This is a genomic window from Achromobacter ruhlandii (assembly GCF_902859695.1).
Taxonomy (GTDB): domain Bacteria; phylum Pseudomonadota; class Gammaproteobacteria; order Burkholderiales; family Burkholderiaceae_B; genus Achromobacter; species Achromobacter ruhlandii.
In genome coordinates, this window is sequence record NZ_CADIJL010000016.1 from 103,067 (window position 1) to 120,781 (window position 17,715).

Sequence of the window (17,715 nt, forward strand, 5' to 3'; positions counted from 1 at the left end):
TCATGAACGCAGCCACTCCCACGACCAATCCCGCCCGCAAACGCCTGCTGCTGATCGCCACCGGCGTTTTCATCCTCATCGCGATCGCCTACGGCATCTGGTGGGTCCTGTTCGGCGCCCACTTCGAAAGCACCGATGACGCCTACGTGCACGGCAACCTGGTGCAGATCACCCCGCAGGTGCCCGGCACCGTGGTGGCCATCGAGGCCGACGACACCGAGACCGTCACCGCCGGCCAGCCGCTGGTGCGCATCGATCCCGCCGACACGCAGGTCGCCCTGCAGCAGGCCGAGGCCAAGCTGGCGCAGACCGTGCGCCAGGTCCGCACCTACTATGTCCAGAACGACGCGCTGGCGGCGGACGTCGACCTGCGCCAGGCCGACATCCAACGCGCCCAGGCCGAACTGACGCGCGCCCAGAGCGACGTCAGCCGGCGCCAGCAACTGGCCAAGTCGGGCGGCGTCAGCGGCGAGGAAATCCTGCACGCCGAAGCGGCGCTCAAGACCGCGCAGTCCGGCCTGGCGCAGGCGCGCGCGGCGCTGGCCGCCTCGCGCGCCAAGCTGGCGACCAACCAGGCCCTGACCCAAGGCACCACGGTGGCCGACCACCCTGACGTGCGCCAGGCCGTGGCCGGTCTGCGCAACGCCTGGCTGGCGCAATCGCGCACGGTGCTGCCGGCGCCCGTCGGCGGCGTCATCGCCCGCCGCAGCGTCCAGGTTGGCCAGCGGGTGGCGCCTGGCGCCGCGCTCATGACCGTGGTGCCGCTGGACCAGGTCTGGGTCGAAGCCAACTTCAAGGAAGGCCAGCTGCGCAAGATGCGCGTCGGCCAACCGGTCAAGATGACCGCCGACCTGTACGGCAGCTCGATCACCTACCACGGCACCGTCGAGGGCCTGGATGCCGGCACCGGCGCCGCCTTCGCCCTGCTGCCGGCCCAGAACGCCACCGGCAACTGGATCAAGGTGGTGCAGCGCGTGCCCGTGCGCATCAAGCTCGATCCCGAGGACCTGAAGACGCACCCGCTGCGCGTGGGCCTGTCGATGGACGTGGAAGTCGACGTCGGCAAGCAGGACGGCGAAGCGCTGACCGCGGCCGCCCGCAAGGAACCGGCCTGGTCGACGCGCGCCTTCGAACCCGCCCATGACGAGATCGACGCCACGATCGAGAAGATCATCCAGGCCAACCTCGCCTCCGACGAATTCACCCCGCAGGCGGCCGCATCGCCCGCGACCAAAGAGGGCTTGGCGCGCGGCGCCAAGTAAGGGAGCGTTCCCATGAGCACCACCGCGCAGCCCGCGGCCGGCGGCGCCCCCGCCGAACCCACCGTACTTCCGCCGGGAACCTATCCGCCGCTGGAGGGCGCTACCCGCATCATCGGGTCGATCGCGCTGTCCACGGCGGTGTTCATGAATGTGCTGGACACCTCGATCGCGAACGTGTCCATTCCCACGATTTCCGGCGACCTGGGTGTCAGCTCCAGCCAGGGCACCTGGGTCATCACCTCGTTCGCCGTGGCCAATGCCATCACCGTGCCGTTGACCGGCTGGCTGACGCAGCGGTTCGGCCAGGTGCGGCTTTTCCTGATCTCCACCCTGCTGTTCGTGCTGGCCTCGTGGCTGTGCGGTTTCTCGCCGTCGCTGGAAGCCCTGATCGCATTCCGCGTGCTGCAAGGCGCGGTGGCCGGGCCCATGATCCCGCTGTCGCAGACCCTGATGCTGGCCAGCTTCCCCAAGTCCAAGGCGGGCATGGCGCTGGCGGTCTGGTCCATGACGACACTGGTGGCGCCCGTGGCCGGCCCCCTGCTGGGCGGCTGGATCTCCGACAACTACACCTGGCCCTGGATCTTCTACATCAACGTGCCGGTGGGCCTGCTGGCGGCGTGGATCAGCTGGCGCATCTACGGCAACCGCGAATCGCTGACCCGCAAGCTGCCGATCGACAAACTCGGCCTGGTGCTGCTGGTGGTGTGGGTCGGCTCGCTGCAGATCATGCTCGACAAGGGCAAGGAACTGGACTGGTTCGCCAGCCCCACCATCATCGCCCTGGCGGCCATCGCCTTCGTCGCCTTCGTCTTCTTCCTGATCTGGGAACTGACCGACGCGCATCCGGTGGTCGACCTGCGCCTGTTCAAGATCCGCAACTTCACGGTCGGCGCGCTGACGCTGGCGGTGGCCTACGGCGTGTTCTTCGGCAATGTGGTGCTGCTGCCCTTGTGGCTGCAAAGCTACATGGGCTACACGGCCACCTATGCCGGCCTGGTGACCGCGCCGGTGGGCCTGCTGGCCATCCTGCTCACGCCGATGGTGGGCAAGATGCTGGCCACCCGTGATCCGCGCCAGATCGTGACGGTGGCGTTCCTGATCTTCGCGCTGGTGTGCTTCATGCGTTCGGGCTTCAACACCCAGACCGACGTGCGCACGTTGATGATCCCGACGATCATCCAGGGCGCGGCCATGGCGGCGTTCTTCGTGCCGCTGACCTCGATCACCCTGTCCAGCATCGAGCCCTGGCGCATACCGGCCGCTTCGGGCCTGTCGAACTTCCTGCGGTTGACCGCCGGCGCCTTCGGCACCTCGATCGCGACCACGCTGTGGGAAAACCGCGCCACCCTGCACCATGCCCAGCTGACCGAGGTCGCCAAGCCGGGCCAGCAGGCCTTCGACCAGACCTTGAGCGCACTGCAAAACGGCGTCGGCATGTCGCACCAGCAGGCGCTGAGCACGGTCGACAGGCTGATCAACGCCCAGGCATTCACCATGTCGGCGGTGGATGTGTTCTACGCCTCGGCGGTCATCTTCCTGCTGCTGACCGGGCTGGTCTGGTTCGCGCGGCCGCGCTCGGCCAAGGCGGGCGGCGGTGGCGGCGCCGCGGAAGCAGCCGCGGGCGCCCACTAAACCTCTCACGACAGAGGGGCCAAAGAATAGGGCCCGGCAGAATCTGCCGAGCCCTAATTCAATTTTTCAGCAACGCGCGCCAGTCCTGCCGCTCGATCACCTCCGGCGGCAGCGCGCTTACCGACGACAGATTGATCACCGACACACCGCGCGCACGCCACTGCTGCGCGGCGAAACGAAACGAGGGTTCGATAAGGTGGGCGAAATTGCGCGCCAGCCGGCTGGTCTGAGGCGTGTCACCCTCGTCATAGAACCGCATGCCATGCTGCAGCGTCAGGTCCAGCCCGTGCACGTAAACCTTGCGCGCCCCACCGGAAATCATCACCTGCAGCGCCACATAGGCCACCGTATCGGCGTCGAACACCCCAAGTGACGCGTCGAAGCTGTATCCCAGGCCCTGCTTGGCATCCAATAACCGCAGGTCTGGCGACGCCGCCACGATGCGCTTGAGCACTGCGGGCGCTGCGCTGCGCTGGTAGGCGCGCTCTGAAATGAATTCGATGATACAAATGCGGCAACGAATGTATTCCTGCGCAATCCCCTGCATGATGTAGCGCAGCACATCCGGCAGCACATACAGCGTTAGGTCACAAGCGACGATCTCGCGCACCAGATCAATGCGGTCCCGCACGAAGTTCTGATCGATAATGCAGTAATACTTGAACTGCAGATCGAACTTGCGCTTCAGTGTGATCGAACCATTTACTCCCATGGCGGCCCGGATATTCAGGCGGTCATAAGGAATCTCGGCAATCGAGGGGCCGCTCAGAATCAGATGCATCTCGTCGTCGCTGGGGTCGTATCCCTGCTCCAACGGCGTAATCGGAATAGAACGACCTAGCGCCCGGAAACCACAGATCACTCCGGCCGGATTGCGCCAGATACGCACGAAGGGCCACAGATGCTGATTGTGGCGCTGCGTGCGCGACCGCATCATCCGGAAAAGCTTCCGAACGAAGCGGTCCGCACGACTGCCGCCCACCCGAACAGTGGGGGCGGCAATGGGTTCGACCATAGTATCGGTCCTCATACAGCGCTACACCGACTCGATAAGCGACGCGATAGCGTCGCCCACCTCGGCTGTTGATGCGGAGCCCTTCATGTCGCGCGTACGTGGGCCGTCAGCCAGCACCGACTCAATGGCGCGGACCACGGTCCCCGAGGCATCCGGATACCCGAGAAAGTCCAGCATCAGCGCGCCGCTCCAGATCTGGCCGATCGGGTTGGCGATGCCCTGGCCGTAAATATCGGGTGCAGAACCGTGCACGGGCTCGAACAGCGAGGGGAATCTTCGCTCGGGATTCAGATTGGCAGACGGCGCGATACCAATGGTTCCGGTGCAGGCGGGGCCAAGGTCGGAGAGAATATCGCCGAAAAGATTGGAAGCTACAACCACGTCGAACCAGTCAGGGTGTTGCACGAAGTGCGCGCAGAGGATATCGATGTGATATTTGTCCCAACGAACATCCGGATAGTTCCCGGCCATATCCGCCACGCGCTGATCCCACCAGGGCATCGAAATCGAAATACCGTTGGACTTGGTCGCAGCCGTCAGGTGCTTGCCGCGCTTGCGGGCCAATTCGAAGGCGAATTTCAACACGCGCTCGGCACCGATGCGGGTAAATACGCTTTCCTGAATGACGACTTCGCGCTCGGTGCCGCCAAACAGGACGCCGCCACTGTTGGAATATTCTCCCTCGGTGTTTTCGCGCACGATGAAGAAATCGATCTCGCCGGGCTGGCGGCCGGCCAGCGGCGACGGCACCCCCGGCATCAGACGCACCGGACGCAGATTGATGTATTGATCGAATTCACGGCGAAACTTGAACAGGGAGCCCCATAGCGCCTCGTGGTCGGGCACCGTGGCTGGCCAACCGATGGCGCCGAAGAAAATCGCTTCATGCTGGCCGATCTGCCGTTGCCAATCGTCCGGCATCATCTTGCCGTGCTGGGCGTAGTAATCGCAGCTCCAGTCGAAGTGGTCCCACTGGAACTCAATGCCGAAGCGTGACGCCACGGCGTCGAGTACTTTCAGGCCCTCTGGAACGACTTCCTTGCCAATTCCGTCCCCTGGGATCACCGCAATTTTGTGCTTTTTTACCACCGTCCGCTTCCTTTGTATCCTGGATTGCATCGCCCAGAATCATAGGCATAAATGACGGCAACGCAATACCCCAAGTTACAAACAACGTACTACCCTGCGTTACAACAAACCGAGCACAAATTTGTTCCGTTAATGGAACACAGAATTCAGCGACGCGTCTTGGATCCCAGCAGCGATCCGAGAATACCGCGCGCCAGTTGCGTCGCGATCGACCGGGCCGTGCTTTTGGCGAAGGTCTGCACCACGCCGTCGCGCTTGCCGCCGCGCGGCCCGGTCGAGCCGAACAGCACGTCATTCAGGCTGTCCATGAGCCCCCCGCCCTGCGCCCCGGCCGGCGCGCCCCCCACCGTCGGCGTCGGCGCGGCCCTTCCGGGGGCCTGATCGGCCGGCGCCGCGGCGCGTCCGGCCAACACCTCGTAGGCAGATTCGCGGTCGATGGCCTTGTCATATTTGGCCGACATGGGGCTGCCCTGGCGCAAGGCCTGGCGCTCCGCGTCGGTGGCCGGGCCGATACGGCTCGCTGGCGGCACGATCCAGGCGCGTTCGGTCGGCATCGGTCGCCCCTTGGCGTCCAGCAGCGACACCAGCGCCTCGCCCACGCCCAGTTCGGTGATGGCGGCTTCGATGTCCAGCCCCGGATTGGGCCGCATGGTCTGGGCCGCGGTCTTGACGGCCTTCTGGTCGCGCGGCGTGAAGGCCCGCAGCGCGTGCTGCACCCGGTTGCCCAGTTGCCCCAGCACCGTGTCCGGAATATCCAGCGGATTCTGCGTGACGAAATACACGCCCACGCCCTTGGAACGCACCAGGCGCACCACCTGCTCGATCTTGTTCAGCAGCGCCGGCGGCGCGTCGTTGAACAGCAGATGCGCCTCGTCGAAGAAGAACACCAGCTTGGGCTGGTCCGGATCCCCCACCTCGGGCAGCTTCTCGTACAGGTCGGCCAGCAGCCACAGCAGGAAGATCGCGTACAGCCGGGGCGCCTGCATCAGTTTGTCGGCGGCCAGCACGTTGACGATGCCACGTCCCTGGGCGTCGGTGCGCATCAGGTCGGCGACGTCCAGCATCGGCTCGCCGAAGAATTTCTCGGCGCCCTGCGACTCCAGCGCCAGCAGGCCGCGCTGGATCGCGCCGACGCTGGCGGCGGACACGTTGCCATAGCGGGTCTTGAGCTCGGCGGCGCGGTCGGCGACGTTCTGCAGCATCGCGCGCAGGTCTTTCAGATCCAGCAGCAACTGGCCCTCGTCGTCGGCCACCTTGAAAACCAGGGTCAGCACCCCTTCCTGGGTATCGTTCAGCTCCAGGATGCGCGCCAGCAGCAGCGGTCCCATGTCAGTGATGGTGGCTCGCACCGGCGTGCCCTGCTCGCCGAACACGTCCCACAGCGCGACCGGGCTGGCGCCCCAGGCCGGCTCATCCAGGCCCAGGTTCTTGAGCCGCTCCTGCAGCTTGGGACTGGCCGTCCCGGCCTGCGAAATGCCGGTCAGATCGCCCTTGACGTCGGCCATGAAGACCGGCGTGCCGATGCGGGAGAAGGATTCGGCCAGCACCTGCAGGGTGACGGTCTTGCCGGTACCGGTGGCGCCAGTGATGCAGCCGTGGCGGTTGGCCAGGGCGGGCAAGAGGGCCAATTCGGTCTGCGCGTTCTTGGCGATGACGATGGGATTGGGCATGGACTGCTCTCCGGACCGGAATGACTCAGATGCCCAAGTGTAGAGCCTGCGATGGCGGTTGTGCGCGTGGCAATATGGACACAGGCGGCGCACTCCCGGGCGCGTCGGCCGCCGGCACGGTAAAATGCCGTTTTTGCAGACAATTTATCCTGGGAAGCCATGGCCGGACACAGCAAATGGGCCAATATTCAGCACCGCAAAGGCCGCCAAGACGCCAAACGCGGAAAGCTCTGGACCAAGATCATTCGTGAAATCACCGTGGCGGCGCGCGCCGGCGGCCCTGACCCGGACAGCAACCCGCGCTTGCGCATGGCCTGGGACAAGGCCACCGACGCCAACATGCCCAAGGACAACATCCAGCGCGCCATCCAGCGCGGCGCGGGCGGCGCGGACGGCGAAGCGTACGAGGAAGTGCGCTACGAAGGCTACGGCATCGGCGGCGCGGCGGTCATCGTCGACTGCATGACCGACAACCGCACCCGCACCGTGGCCGAAGTGCGCCACGCCTTCGCCAAGAACGGCGGCAACCTGGGCCAGGAAGGCTCGGTCGCCTTCATGTTCAAGCACTGCGGCCAATTCGTGTTCGCTCCCGGCACGCCGGAAGACAAGGTCATGGAAGCCGCCCTCGAGGCCGGCGCCGAAGACGTCGCCACCGACGAGGAAGGCGTGATCGAAGTCATCTGCGCCCCGGCCGACTACGCCGCCGTGCGCAAGGCGTTCGACGACGCCGGCCTGAAGGCCGAGGTCGACGGCATCGTCATGAAGGCCCTGAACGAAACCGAACTGGCCGGCGAAGACGCCATCAAGATGCAGAAGCTGCTCGACGCCCTGGAAGGCCTGGACGACGTGCAGGAAGTCTATACCACCGTCATTTTCGACGAAGCGCAGTAATTTCCACGCGGTTTTCCGCGCGGTTTTTCCATTACCCGGCGCGCGGCAGGCCTCGCCTCCTCGCGCCACGCTGTCACCGGATCCGGGCCCGCCCGGATCCGTGGCCTATCTCTCGGGCAGGTGTCTGACGACACTCGACTGGCAACCTTAAGAATCACGCAACAATGAAACTCCTGGTAATTGGCTCGGGCGGCCGCGAACATGCCCTCGCCTGGCGACTGGCCCGCTCCCCGCGCGTACACAAGGTGTATGTGGCGCCGGGCAACGGCGGCACGCAACGGGCCGAGCAGATGGAAAACATCCCGCTCACCAATGCCGAGGAATTGGCCGATTTCGTCCAGCGCGAAGGCATCGCCCTGACGGTCGTCGGCCCCGAGGCGCCGCTGGCCGCCGGCGTGGTCGACGTCTTCCGCGCCCGCGGCCTGAAGATCTTCGGCCCGACCAAGGCCGCCGCGCAACTGGAAAGCTCCAAGGACTACGCCAAGGCCTTCATGGTCCGGCACAATATCCCGACCGCGCGCTATGCCACCTTCACTGACCCGGCCCAGGCGCATGCCTACATCGACCAGGAAGGCGCCCCCATCGTGATCAAGGCCGACGGCCTGGCCGCCGGCAAGGGCGTGGTAGTCGCCGCCACGCTCGAGGAGGCCCACGCCGCCGTTGACGCCATGCTGGGCGACGGCTCCATGGGCGAAGCCGGCGCGCGCGTCGTCATCGAGGAATGCCTGGTCGGCGAGGAAGCCAGCTTCATCGTCATGTGCGACGGCCGCAACGTGCTGGCGCTGGCCACCAGCCAGGACCACAAGCGCCTGCAGGACGGCGACCAGGGCCCGAACACCGGCGGCATGGGCGCCTACTCGCCCGCCCCGATCGTCACGCCCGAGTTGCACCACCGCATCATGCGCGAAATCATCCTGCCGACCGTGCAGGGCATGACGCGCGACGGCATCCCCTACACCGGCTTCCTGTACGCCGGCCTGATGATCGCCCCCGGCGATGATCCCGACCGCGACATCAAGACGCTGGAATTCAACTGCCGCATGGGCGACCCGGAAACCCAGCCGATCATGATGCGCGTCAAGAGCGACCTGCTGGACGCGCTCGAGCACGCCGTCGAGGGCACGCTGGACCAGGCCGACATCACCTGGGACCGCCGCACCGCCCTGGGCGTGGTGCTGGCCTCGCACAACTATCCCAACACCCCGCGCACCGGCGACGTCATCCGCGGCCTGCCCGCCGACGCCGACGACTGCATGGTGTTCCATGCGGCCACCCGCCTGGAAGGCGACGAAACCCAGACCACCGGCGGCCGCGTGCTGTGCGTCACGGCGCTGGGCGACTCGGTCAAGATGGCGCGCGACCGCGTGTACGAAGCCATCGACGGCATCCACTTCGACGGCCGCCAGTACCGCAGCGACATCGGCTGGCGCGCGCTCAAGCCGTCGCAGCAGAAGCCCAAGTCCAACGCGTAACCGGAAGCGCCGATGAACGCCTTGCCCGTCGCCGACGTCCGCGGCTACCTCACCGGCCTGCAGTCCCGCATCGTCGCCGCGCTGGAGGCCGCCGAAGGCGGTCCCTTCCGCAGCGACGAATGGGTCCGGCCCGAAGGCGGCGGCGGCCTGTCGCGCCTGCTCGAAGGCGGCCAGTTGTTCGAGCGCGCCGGCGTGCTGTTCAGCCACGTCCAGGGTTCGAAGCTGCCGCCGTCGGCCAGTGCGCACCGGCCCGAGCTGGCCGGCCGCTCCTGGGAAGCCATGGGCGTGTCGATGGTGCTGCACCCGCGCAACCCGTACGTGCCCACCACGCACATGAACGTGCGCATGTTCGTCGCCGCGGCCCGTCCCGGCCATGACGAGGCCGACGTGTTCTGGTTCGGCGGCGGCATCGACCTGACGCCTTACTACCCTTTCGAGGAAGACGCGCGTCACTTCCACACGGTGTGCCGCGACGCCCTGGCCGGGCATGGCGCCGACTACTACCCGCGCTACAAGCGCTGGTGCGATGAGTATTTCTTCCTCAAGCACCGCAACGAAACCCGGGGCATCGGCGGCATTTTCTTCGATGACCTGAACGCTCCCGGCTTCGACGCCTCGTTCGCCCTGACGCGCTCGGTCGGCGACGCCTTCCTCGACAGCTACCTGCCGATCGTCGAACGTCGCCGCCACACGCCCTACGGCGAACGCGAACGCGACTTCCAGGCCTACCGCCGCGGCCGCTACGTCGAATTCAACCTGGTGTTCGACCGCGGCACGCTGTTCGGCCTGCAGTCCGGCGGCCGCACCGAGTCGATCCTGCTGTCCATGCCGCCGCTGGCGCAATGGCGCTACGACTGGCAACCGGAGGCGGGCACGCCCGAGGCCGAGCTGGCTGCCTACCTGACGCCGCGGGACTGGGTGTGAAGCGCATCGGTCTTCTGGGCGGCAGTTTCGACCCCGTCCACGTCGCGCATGTCGCGCTGGCCGAAAACGCGCTGCGGGCGCTCGGCCTGGCGCAAGTGCAACTGATCCCGGCGGCCAACCCCTGGCAGCGCGCCGCCTTGCACGCCACCGCGGACCAGCGCCGCACCATGCTGGAACTGGCCATCGCCGGCCACGATGGCCTGGCGGTCAATCCGATCGAACTCGAACGCGGCGGCGCCACCTACACTATCGACACCCTGCGCGCCCTGCCCGCGGATGCCCGCTATGTCTGGCTGCTGGGCGCCGACCAGTTGGCCAATTTCTGCACCTGGCACTCCTGGCGCGAAATCGCCAGCCTGGTCGACCTGGCGGTGGCCACACGCCCCGGCACGCCGCTGGCGCCGCCGGCGGAACTGGCCGACTGGCTGGGCGGCCAGGGACGCCAGCTCGAAGAATTGCCTTTCGCCCCGATGCCGGTCTCGGCCTCGCAGATCCGCGAGCGCCTGGCCCGGGGCGAATCGACCGACGGCCTGCTGGCCGCGCCCGTCGCCGCCTATATTGCGGCGCACCATCTTTACCGATAAACCCATCCCGCCCTGGCGCGCAGCGCCACGGAAACCGGCACTCGCCGTCCGTCAGCGGGTTATATTTGCAGCTATGGATATACAGAAACTCCAACGCGCCGTCATCGACGCCCTCGAAGACGTCAAGGCGCAAGACATCAAGGTCTTCAACACCACGCATCTGACCAGCCTGTTCGATCGCGTCGTGATTGCAAGCGCCACTTCCAACCGGCAGACCCGCGCGCTGGCCTCCAGCGTGTCGGACCGCGGCCGCGCGCTCGGCCTGTCCGGCATCACGATCGAAGGCGAAGACACCGGCGAATGGGTCGTGGTCGACCTTGGCGATGTCGTGGTCCACATCATGCAGCCCGCCATCCGCCAGTACTACAACCTGGAAGAGATCTGGGGCGGCAAGCCGGTGCGCGTCAAACTGCTGCCCGAATCCACCCGGGTCGCGCCGATCGCCAGCGATAGCGCCTACGACAGCACCGACGACTGAGGCGCGGCGTGAAGCTGATCGTCGCCGCCGTGGGCACGCGCATGCCGGACTGGGTGCAGACCGCCTGGGATGACTACGCCAAGCGCCTGCCCCCCGACTGCGCGCTGGAACTGCGCGAGATCAAGCCCGAGCCTCGCACCACTGGCAAGACCCCGGCCCAGATGATGGCCGCCGAGGCCAAGCGCATCGAGGCCGCGCTGCCGGCCGGTGCGCTACGCCTGGCGCTGGACGAACGCGGCCGCGACCTCACCACCATGGCGTTGTCGCAAAAGCTGGAGCAATGGCGCGCCGGTGGCCAGGACGTCGCCTTCCTTGTCGGCGGCCCCGACGGCCTGGATGCCGAGCTCAAGGCTTCGTGCAGCGGCCAGTTGCGCCTGTCGTCACTGACGCTGCCGCACCCCATGGTGCGCGTGGTGCTGGCCGAACAGCTCTACCGCGCCTGGGCCATCATGACCAACCACCCCTACCATCGCGCCTGAGGCATGACGCCGGACGCCAGCCTGGCGCGCGCCGCTTCCCATGACTGACGCTTCCTCTCCCGCACGCCTGTACCTCGCCTCCGCCAGCCCGCGCCGGCGCGAACTGCTGACGCAGATCGGCCTCGCGCACGACGTGCTGCGCGTGCCGGCGCCGCCCGGTGAAGACGAACCCCAGCACCCCGGCGAAAGCGCCGCCGACTACGTCCAGCGCACCGCGCGCGACAAGGCCGAACGCGGCCGCGATTGGCTGCGCGCGCAAGCCCTGCCGGTCTTGCCGCTGCTGGCCGCCGACACCACCGTCATCCTCGACGGCCAGGTGCTGGGCAAGCCCGCCGACCGCGACGACGCCATCCGCATCCTGCAGGCGTTGTCGGGCCAGACGCACCAGGTCCACACCGCCGTCGCGCTATGGACGGGCGATCGCCTGCTGGAAGCGGTTTCGATCACCCAGGTGCAGATGCGCCCCTTGCAACCCGACGAAATCGCGCGCTACTGCGACAGCGGCGAGCCTTACGGCAAAGCCGGCGCCTATGGCATCCAGGGCCTGGCGGGCACTTTCATCGCGCGCATCGACGGTAGCTACACCGGCGTCATGGGCCTGCCGCTATTCGAGACCGCCAACCTGTTGCGGGCCGCGGGCATCGCGATTCCCTGATTCCGCGCAATCCCATGAAAAAAGCCCCCGAGCCTTGCGGTCCCGGGGGCTTTTTGACGTGGTCAACCGGCGATCAGCTTTGCGACGTCGATACCCGCGCCATTGCCTGCGGCTGCGCGGCCGGCGCCTCGCCTTCCAGCGCGGCATGCAGCTGGTCCTTGTCCAGCTCGCCTTCCCAACGCGCCACCACGACCGCGGCGGTGGCGTTGCCAACCAGGTTGGTCAGCGCGCGGCATTCGGACATGAAACGGTCCACGCCCAGGATCAGCGCCATGCCGGCCACCGGCACCGTCGGCACCACCGACAACGTCGCGGCCAGGGTGATGAATCCGGCGCCCGTCACGCCCGCGGCGCCCTTGGAGCTCAGCATCGCCACCAGCAGCAACAGGATCTGGTCGCCCAGCGACAGCGGAATGTCGCAGGCCTGCGCGATGAACAGCGCCGCCATCGTCATGTAGATGTTGGTGCCGTCCAGGTTGAACGAATAACCGGTGGGCACCACCAGGCCGACCACCGACTTCGAGCAGCCGGCGCGTTCCATCTTCTGCATCAACGTCGGCAGCGCGGCCTCCGACGAGCTCGTGCCCAGCACCAGCAGCAGCTCTTCGCGGATGTAGCGCACCAGCTTCAGGATCGAGAAGCCGTTGTAGCGCGCCACCAGGCCCAGCACCACGACCACGAACAGCACCGAGGTGGCGTAGAAGGTGCCCACCAGCATCGCCAGGTTGATGATCGACTTGATGCCGTACTTGCCGATGGTGAACGCCATCGCGCCAAATGCGCCGATGGGCGCGGCCTTCATCAGGATGGCGACCAGCTTGAAGATCGGTTGGGCCAGCGCCGTCAGGAAGTCCAGCACCGGCTTGCCGCGCTCGCCGACCTGAGCCAGCGCGATGCCGAACAGCACCGCCACGAACAGCACCTGCAGGATGTCGCCGCCGACGAAGGGGCTGAAGATGGTGGTGGGGATGACGTTCAGCAGGAAACCCGTGATGGTCGAGTCATGCGCCTTGGCGACATAGCCCGACACCGCCTTCTGGTCCAGCGTGGCCGGATTGATGTGCATGCCGGCGCCCGGCTGCACGATATGGCTCACCACCATGCCCACGATCAGGGCCAGGGTCGAGAACACCAGGAAGTACAGCATGGCCTTGCCCGCCACGCGCCCGACCTTCTTCAGGTCGCTCATGGCCGCGATGCCGGTGGCTACCGTCAGGAAGATCACCGGGGCGATGATCATCTTCACCAGCTTGATGAAGCCATCGCCCAGCGGCTGCATCGCCTGGCCGAGGTCGGGCTTGAAATAGCCCAACAGGATGCCGACCACGATGGCGAACAGCACCTGCACATACAGAATTTGATAGAACTTGAGCTTGCGCGCAGGCGCGCTTTGATCTACTTCGATCATTGGGATTTGTCCCCACCAGGGGCCCCATGTTCCCTGCGACGATGCACAGTGGTTGTCGGGGCGTTATCTCTTTTAGGGCCTTGCGTATCTCCGCGGGCCGATTTCACCCGGTGCGCGATGCCGCCAGGCTTATCCCGGTAGATGCAAATGTCGTGCCAACCCATGCCGGCCCTGGCGTTGGGGTTCAAGCCCTTGATTCAATGGTGATTTCCATCCGCAGCGATGGCATCGCGCCGAAAACATTGGCGAAATATCACACAGAAAACAGATAAAATGTGCGAAAAACCGCACAACCCATGCCTACCTGTCCTCCTTCTCCAAAGGCGGCCTCCACGGAGGAGCCTTACCCTGGCGCCGCCGCGCTCCGGCGCCGCCCGGCCTGGCCCTGGGCATTGCTGGTCCTGGCGGCGGTGGCGATCGTCTTCGGCGTGCTGCACGCCGCCAGCGAATGGGCGCGTGAAGGCGCGCTCAAAGAGGCCTATCTCCAGGCCCGCAGCGCCGGCCAGATCAACGCCGCCCTGCTGCGCAACAACCTGGACAAATTCCGCGCGCTGCCCTTCGTCCTGACCCGCGACGTAGACTTGCGCGCCACCCTGCAGAACCCCACCCCGGCCCTGATCGAATCGCTGGACGAAAAGCTCGATGCCTTGAGTCACGGCGTCGGCGCCTCGGCCATCTATGTGCTGGACCAAAGCGGCTACGCCATCGCCGCCAGCAATTGGCGCGAGCCCGCGACGTTCGTCGGCGTCGACTACCAATTCCGACCCTACTTCCGCGGCGCCGTGACGCACGGTTCGGCCGAGCATTTCGCGCTGGGCACCATCAGCCACGAAGCCGGCCTGTACCTGTCCCGACGCGTCGACGACACCAACGGCGCCATGCTGGGCGTGGTGGTGCTGAAGGTGGACTTCCGCGACCTCGAGGCCGACTGGCGCCAGTCGAACGCGCCCATCTTCGTCACCGACGAACATGGCGTGGTGCTGCTGGGCAGCTTGCCAGACTGGCGCTTCCGCGTGCTGGCGCCGCTGACGCCCGATCTGGCGCAGACCCTGCGCACCAGCCTGCAATTCGGCGACGCCATGTTCCAGCCCCTGCCGCTGCAACCGCCCCTGAAAACCGTCACGGGCGGCCAAATCGTGCGAGCCGGGGAGGCCCTGCCGCAGATTCCCGCCGGCTCCCCGCTGCTGCACACCACGCTGCCCATCGTCGAATCCCCCGGCTGGACGCTGCATCTGCTGTCACCCGTGCAATCCGCCCTGAACCGCGCCACCGCCAACGCCCAGCTGGGCGCACTGCTGGCGCAAGGCGTGCTTGCAGCCATCATCGGCATCCTGCTCTATCGCCGCCATCGCAGCCGCGAACGGACCGCGCAGCAATTGGCCGTACGCCAGCAACTGGCTGACCAGGTCGAGGAACGCACCGCGCAGCTGCGCGAGGTAAACCAGCAACTGCTCGCACAGATGGACGAACGCCAGCGCACCGAGGCACGCTTGCACACCATGCAGGATGAATTGGTGCAAGCCAGCAAACTCGCCCTGCTGGGGCAAGTTGCCGCCGGCGTCGCGCACGAAATCAACCAGCCCGTGGCCGCGATACGCGCCTATGCCGACAACGCCGCCGAATTCCTGCGCCGCCAGGACAGCGGCTCGGCCGCGGAGAATCTTGGCACCATTGCCGCCTTGACCGAGCGCATCGGCCACATCACCGGCGAGTTGCGCGCCTTTTCGCGCAAGGCGGGCGCCACGGTCGGCCCCACCAGCCTGAAGGAAGCGCTGGATGGCGCGCTGCTGTTGGTGGGGCCACGCGCCAGGCGCCAGGGCGTGGCGCTGCAACGTCCTCCCGTCGAACAGGACTACCTGGTACAGGCCAATCGCATCCGGCTCGAGCAGGTGCTGGTGAACCTGCTGCAGAACGGACTGGACGCGCTCGAGGGCCAGGCCGACGGCCGCATCATCATCGCCGTGCAGGACTTGCGCGCCTCGGTGCAATTGTTCGTCAACGACAATGGTCCCGGCCTGTCGCCCCAGGCCAGCGCGCGCCTGTTCACGCCCTTCCATACCACCAAGGCGGAAGGCCTCGGCCTCGGCCTGGTGATCTCGCGCGACATCATCGCCGAATTCGGCGGCGACCTGCGCGCCGCCCACCCCGGCGACGCCATTTTCCCCGCGCCCCACGGCCCCGGCCGCGGCGCGATGTTCACGCTGACGCTGCGCAAGTCGCCGCCCACGATCCATGACCCGCGTACCTGATTCCCCCCCTTCACCGTCCAAGCCCGGATCCGTCGCGCCGTCCAGTCCGGCCGCGCCATCCACGTCCTTCGCGTCGACCGCCGGCTCCACGGCGATCGCGACGCCAGCGGACCTACCCCTGCTCGGCGACAAATCCGGCACACCGCCGACGGTGCGAGTCGCCTTCATCGACGATGACGAAGACCTGCGCCGCGCCAACGTCCAGACGCTCAAGCTGCATGGCCTCACCGTCGACGCCCATGCCAGCGCGCGTAGCGCCCTGGCCACCCTGAACCGCGATTTCGACGGGGTGGTGGTCACGGACATCCGCATGCCCGACATCGACGGCCTGCAACTGTTCCAGCGCCTGCGTGCGATCGATCCGGAAATCCCCGTGATCCTCATCACCGGCCACGGCGACATCGCCACGGCTGTGCAATGCATGCGCGACGGCGCCTACGATTTCCTGGCCAAGCCCTATCCGCCCGATCGCCTGGTCACCGCGGTCACCCATGCCGCCGAAAAGCGCCATCTGGTGCTCGAGAATCGGCGCCTGCGCGACGCCGCCTTCGCGGTCGATGCCGACGAAGTGCCCTTCATCGGCACCACCCCGGCGATGCAACGCATCAAGCAGACGCTGCGCCATATCGCCGACGCCGATGTCGATGTCCTGGTGGAAGGCGAAACAGGCACGGGCAAAGAGGTGGTCGCCACTGCCCTGCATCGCCTGAGCCGGCGGCGCCACCGCGCCCTGGTCGCGATCAACTGCGGCGCATTGCCCGAGAGCGTGATCGAAAGCGAATTGTTCGGCCACGAAGCAGGCGCCTTCACCGGCGCGCAGAAGCGCCGTATCGGCCGCATCGAGCATGCCAGCGGCGGCACCTTGTTCCTGGACGAGATCGAAAGCATGCCTCTGGCCGTGCAGGTCAAGCTGCTGCGGGTGCTGGAATCCCGCCAGATCACGCCGCTGGGCAGCAACGAGGTCCGCAGCCTGGACTTGCGGGTCGTCGCCGCCACCAAGGAAGATCTGGGCAGCCCCGCCATTCGTGCCAAGTTCCGCGAAGACCTGTTCTACCGTCTCAACGTCGTCACTATCCGCATTCCGCCGCTACGCGAACGCCGCGAAGACATCCCGCTGCTGCTGGCGCACTACCTGGGCCACGCCTCGCGCCGCTTCCAGCGCGACATCCCCGACATGCCCGCCGACCTCAAGCGCCATCTGTTGACACACGATTGGCCCGGCAACGTCCGTGAGCTGGCTCATTTCGCCGAACGCTTCGTGCTAGGCGTGCTCAATACCTCTGCCACTGTGCCGCCCACGCAGGAAATCGCGCCAGGCACACTGCCCGAGAAGATGGAACGCTTCGAAGCTCAACTGATCCGCGAAGCGCTCGCCGCCCACCAAGGGGACGTACGCGCCACGATCGAAGCGCTGGGCATCCCCCGCAAGACCTTCTACGACAAGCTGCAGCGCCACGGTATCGACCGCCAGGAATACACGGGCACGCCGGGGTGACCGATCCGCGCGGGATCGACGCCGTCAAACAAAAACCCCCGTGCGGCGCCAGCCGCACGGGGGTTTCTTTTTGGGGTTCGCGGCGCCGTGCGCGGGCGATGAGGGCCCAAGACGCGCCTGCCGCCAGGGACAGCGCGCCGATCCCGATTCAGCCCCGGAGGCGAAGCTCGCACGGTTTGCTCGCACGGTTTTGAGGCGCACCAAAAACAAAACCCCACAGGCGCGAGCCTATGGGGTTTTGAGCAATAAAAGCCTGACAATGACCTACTTTCACAGACGTCCGTCCACTATCATCGGCGCAAAGGCGTTTCACTGTCCTGTTCGGGATGGGAAGGAGTGGTACCACCTTGCTATGGTCGTCAGGCGTAACTGGTTGAGAGATTGTCTTTGGGGACAACCGCTCCAATCTTGG

General features: G+C 66.4%; 15 protein-coding genes and 1 rRNA gene. 11 read left to right on the forward strand and 5 right to left on the reverse strand.

Annotated elements, in window-relative coordinates:
- Nucleotides 1-2: 2 nt before the first annotated feature.
- Nucleotides 3-1,262 carry an HlyD family secretion protein gene (locus HV742_RS19545; RefSeq protein ID WP_054417821.1) on the forward strand — a complete coding sequence of 420 codons (1,260 nt, stop codon included), beginning with the start codon at nucleotides 3-5 and terminating at the stop codon, nucleotides 1,260-1,262.
- Between the two features lie 12 nt (nucleotides 1,263-1,274).
- Nucleotides 1,275-2,894, forward strand: coding sequence for a DHA2 family efflux MFS transporter permease subunit (locus HV742_RS19550; protein WP_054417822.1), 1,620 nt, complete (start codon nucleotides 1,275-1,277; stop codon nucleotides 2,892-2,894).
- 58 nt (nucleotides 2,895-2,952) lie between these two features.
- On the opposite strand, the gene HV742_RS19555 is transcribed toward HV742_RS19550, so the two are convergent.
- The 3 genes from HV742_RS19555 to HV742_RS19565 all read right to left on the reverse strand — a co-directional run bounded on the left by HV742_RS19555 (nucleotide 2,953) and on the right by HV742_RS19565 (nucleotide 6,668).
- Nucleotides 2,953-3,909, reverse strand: coding sequence for a WaaZ-like lipopolysaccharide core biosynthesis protein (locus tag HV742_RS19555; protein WP_175146181.1), 957 nt, complete (start codon nucleotides 3,907-3,909; stop codon nucleotides 2,953-2,955).
- Nucleotides 3,910-3,930: 21 nt separating this feature from the next.
- Complete coding sequence (locus tag HV742_RS19560) at nucleotides 3,931-4,998, reverse strand: tartrate dehydrogenase (RefSeq protein ID WP_175146182.1); 1,068 nt, start codon at nucleotides 4,996-4,998, stop codon at nucleotides 3,931-3,933.
- A gap of 146 nt (nucleotides 4,999-5,144) precedes the next feature.
- Entirely contained in the window at nucleotides 5,145-6,668 is a 1,524-nt protein-coding gene (locus HV742_RS19565) for a helicase HerA-like C-terminal domain-containing protein (RefSeq protein ID WP_175146183.1), read from the reverse strand.
- 159 nt (nucleotides 6,669-6,827) lie between these two features.
- Here HV742_RS19565 and HV742_RS19570 point away from each other — a divergent pair, with 159 nt between their 5' ends.
- From HV742_RS19570 to HV742_RS19600, 7 genes are all read left to right on the forward strand, one after another.
- Nucleotides 6,828-7,559: a YebC/PmpR family DNA-binding transcriptional regulator gene (locus HV742_RS19570; RefSeq protein WP_054417827.1), complete on the forward strand. Its 732-nt coding sequence runs from the start codon at nucleotides 6,828-6,830 to the stop codon at nucleotides 7,557-7,559.
- A 164-nt stretch (nucleotides 7,560-7,723) separates the two neighbouring features.
- Nucleotides 7,724-9,031: a phosphoribosylamine--glycine ligase gene (gene purD, locus HV742_RS19575; protein WP_049075285.1), complete on the forward strand. Its 1,308-nt coding sequence runs from the start codon at nucleotides 7,724-7,726 to the stop codon at nucleotides 9,029-9,031.
- 12 nt (nucleotides 9,032-9,043) lie between these two features.
- The gene (gene hemF, locus HV742_RS19580) at nucleotides 9,044-9,955 is read left to right on the forward strand and encodes an oxygen-dependent coproporphyrinogen oxidase (RefSeq protein ID WP_049075287.1); all 912 of its coding nucleotides are present in this window, start codon (nucleotides 9,044-9,046) and stop codon (nucleotides 9,953-9,955) included.
- On the forward strand, nucleotides 9,952-10,539 hold the full coding sequence (gene nadD, locus HV742_RS19585) for a nicotinate (nicotinamide) nucleotide adenylyltransferase (protein ID WP_175146184.1): 588 nt from the start codon (nucleotides 9,952-9,954) through the stop codon (nucleotides 10,537-10,539). The genes hemF and nadD overlap by 4 nt, the downstream gene beginning before the upstream one ends.
- A 73-nt stretch (nucleotides 10,540-10,612) precedes the next feature.
- Complete coding sequence (gene rsfS, locus HV742_RS19590) at nucleotides 10,613-11,017, forward strand: ribosome silencing factor (RefSeq protein WP_054417831.1); 405 nt, start codon at nucleotides 10,613-10,615, stop codon at nucleotides 11,015-11,017.
- An 8-nt stretch (nucleotides 11,018-11,025) separates the two neighbouring features.
- Nucleotides 11,026-11,496, forward strand: a complete 471-nt coding sequence (rlmH, locus tag HV742_RS19595) for a 23S rRNA (pseudouridine(1915)-N(3))-methyltransferase RlmH (RefSeq protein WP_049075290.1) — start codon at nucleotides 11,026-11,028, stop codon at nucleotides 11,494-11,496.
- A 40-nt stretch (nucleotides 11,497-11,536) separates the two neighbouring features.
- Nucleotides 11,537-12,151, forward strand: a complete 615-nt coding sequence (locus tag HV742_RS19600) for a Maf family protein (protein WP_175146185.1) — start codon at nucleotides 11,537-11,539, stop codon at nucleotides 12,149-12,151.
- 73 nt (nucleotides 12,152-12,224) lie between these two features.
- On the opposite strand, the gene HV742_RS19605 is transcribed toward HV742_RS19600, so the two are convergent.
- Entirely contained in the window at nucleotides 12,225-13,559 is a 1,335-nt protein-coding gene (locus tag HV742_RS19605) for a dicarboxylate/amino acid:cation symporter (RefSeq protein ID WP_049075294.1), read from the reverse strand.
- A 392-nt stretch (nucleotides 13,560-13,951) separates the two neighbouring features.
- Between HV742_RS19605 and HV742_RS19610 the strand changes: the two genes are divergently transcribed.
- Both HV742_RS19610 and HV742_RS19615 read left to right on the forward strand, forming a co-directional pair.
- The gene (locus tag HV742_RS19610; protein ID WP_175146186.1) at nucleotides 13,952-15,808 is read left to right on the forward strand and encodes a sensor histidine kinase; all 1,857 of its coding nucleotides are present in this window, start codon (nucleotides 13,952-13,954) and stop codon (nucleotides 15,806-15,808) included.
- Entirely contained in the window at nucleotides 15,792-17,303 is a 1,512-nt protein-coding gene (locus HV742_RS19615; protein WP_254601189.1) for a sigma-54-dependent transcriptional regulator, read from the forward strand. The genes HV742_RS19610 and HV742_RS19615 overlap by 17 nt, the downstream gene beginning before the upstream one ends.
- Nucleotides 17,304-17,554: 251 nt before the next feature.
- On the opposite strand, the gene rrf is transcribed toward HV742_RS19615, so the two are convergent.
- Nucleotides 17,555-17,667, reverse strand: a 5S ribosomal RNA gene (rrf, locus tag HV742_RS19620).
- Between the last annotated feature and the right edge of the window lie 48 nt (nucleotides 17,668-17,715).